2 protein-coding genes are annotated in these 2,176 nt (G+C 32.1%); both read left to right on the forward strand.

Translation table 11 applies throughout. From position 1 onward, the window contains the following. Positions 1-696 (forward strand): YwqG family protein (locus V7183_RS25100; RefSeq protein ID WP_335361230.1); only part of this gene is annotated, 696 nt, incomplete at its 5' end. Positions 697-897: 201 nt separating this feature from the next. Continuing rightward, positions 898-2,058 (forward strand): transglutaminase domain-containing protein, encoded by a 1,161-nt coding sequence (locus V7183_RS25105; protein WP_335361231.1) that lies wholly within the window; start codon positions 898-900, stop codon positions 2,056-2,058. Positions 2,059-2,176: the final 118 nt, after the last annotated feature.

Consider the following 2,176-nt stretch of genomic DNA (forward strand, 5'->3'; position numbering starts at 1 on the left):
GAATTAGTAAATACGATATTTCCTTGTATAAAAGTTACTCCTATACAAAAGGATACACTTGCAATTGGTTGTTCTAAAATGGGAGGAGTCCCTGATGTGCCCATTTCATTTGAATATCCAACATATAAAGAGAATCCATTACATTTTATTGCGCAATTTAATTTAAATGATTTACATGATGTAGGTATGAGTCACAATCTTCCTAAAACAGGAATGCTCTATTTTTTTTGTTATGAAAATCATTTTGATGAAGATGTAAATCAGAAAGATGTAGGATGTGTACTTTATTATGATGTTTCACCTGAACAACTGCGAAGAATGGATGAAATCCAACCGAAATTTATACAATGTGAAATATCATTTGAATGCACTTATAAATTACCAGAGCTCTTTATTGAAAATGAAGATGATTCGGATCGTTTTCTGCAGTTACTTGAGGAATTAATCCCAGATCATTATGACAACCATCAATTATTTGGTGAACCTTTCTCTGTTCAAGAAGAAGTGTTTCAAGAAGCTGGCGATTACATTGGTGTGAATCCTCATCATATGACGCTATTATTCCAAATTGATTCTGATTATAAGAATTGTAATATGATGTGGGGAGATTTAGGGATGTTATACTTTTGTATTGGAAATGATGATTTGAAGCATCGTCGTTTTGAAAATACATGCTGTATATTACAAACTTGTTAGAAAAAAGAAAAGTAGTAGTTACTTCTAATGGAGGGGTTACTACTTTTTTAGTTTATATATTACCGAAATTTCTTTTAATAATATTTAAATGGCAATTAATAAATATACATAATCTCATATTTTCTTTTTGAAAAAATACTGTATACTCTAAAAATATATGAACATTTTTTCGTATATTTTTAGAGTAGGAGGAGTGACAAGATGAAGAAAACAAACAAGTATGTAACAGCTATCGTACTTTGTTCAACAATTATGATCAGTGGTTTACATGTGCATTCCGTATCTTATGCAGCGTCAACTCAAAAGGTAGCAGCTACACCATCAGATACAAAGTTGTTAGAAGATTTTCAGAAAGAGTTAAAAAAGCGCATTGATAATCGAGAAGAAAATATTATAATCACATACAAAACAAAAGAGAAAAATGGTAGAGACGTAATGGATAAGCTCTTTCAAGAGTATAGTAAAATTGTAGATGCAGATGAGTACGTAAAATATAATATAGCAAGCACTAAGTACTCTATACGTGGAATACCAGGAAACTATGCGTTTACATTAAACATTACATATCGTGAATCAAAGGAACAAACACAATATGTAAAGACGCAGGCAAAATCGATTGTGAATTCTATAATAAAAGCTGGCATGGATGATCATGAAAAAGTAAAAGCGATTCATGATTATGTTGTGAAACATGTTTCCTATGATACTTCTTATAAGGCATATACAGCATATGACGCGTTGGCCAATCGCTCAGCTGTTTGCCAAGGATATACGCTATTAACATATCAATTATTAAAAGAAGCGGGTATTCAATCACATATCGTAACTGGAAAAGGAAATGGACAAGCGCATGCTTGGAACCTAGTGAAGATTGAGGATAAATGGTATCACCTCGATACGACATTTGATGATCCAGTTCCAGATAAAGAAGGACGTGTAACATATTCTTACTATAATATGTCTGACGAGCAATTAAGCAAAGACCATGAATGGGATCGTAGTAAATATCCAGTAGCATCTACGAATTACTATAATGAATTAACAAGTAAGATGAAGAAAGGTAGTTCCAAAAAGTTGGTATATCAACAAATGCTAAAAGACACGAATTTAGTCTATCTGTCTACGCAATATGGGGCTGAAGATTATAATGAGTTGAAACAAAAATTACAGAAGCAATTTACTACGAAACCTCAAAAAGTAGAACTGCGTTATAAGCAATCTATGGATGGAACAATGCAAGATATTAAAAAAGTATTAAATGAACTTACTTGGCCAAAAGGTGCGAAGCAAGTTTCTTATCAAGTTGCACCGTATAGTGCGATGGCAGGGTATTCATTAGCAACAATCACATTTACGTATTGATGAAAAAGGGCATCTGTAAAAGGTGCTCTTTTTATGTTTATAGGTAAATGCAGAATTATTTACATTGAGTGTATGGTAAAATTATCAAAAAAGAGGGATTTTATGTCCGTTTTTTAAT

Source organism: Bacillus sp. JJ1127 (assembly GCF_036965845.1).
Lineage (GTDB): Bacteria > Bacillota > Bacilli > Bacillales > Bacillaceae_G > Bacillus_A.

What these genes read in the sequence shown, in the direction of transcription:
- V7183_RS25105 (WP_335361231.1), top strand. Translation starts at nt 898, where the DNA reads ATGAAGAAAACAAACAAGTATGTAACAGCTATCGTACTTTGTTCAACA.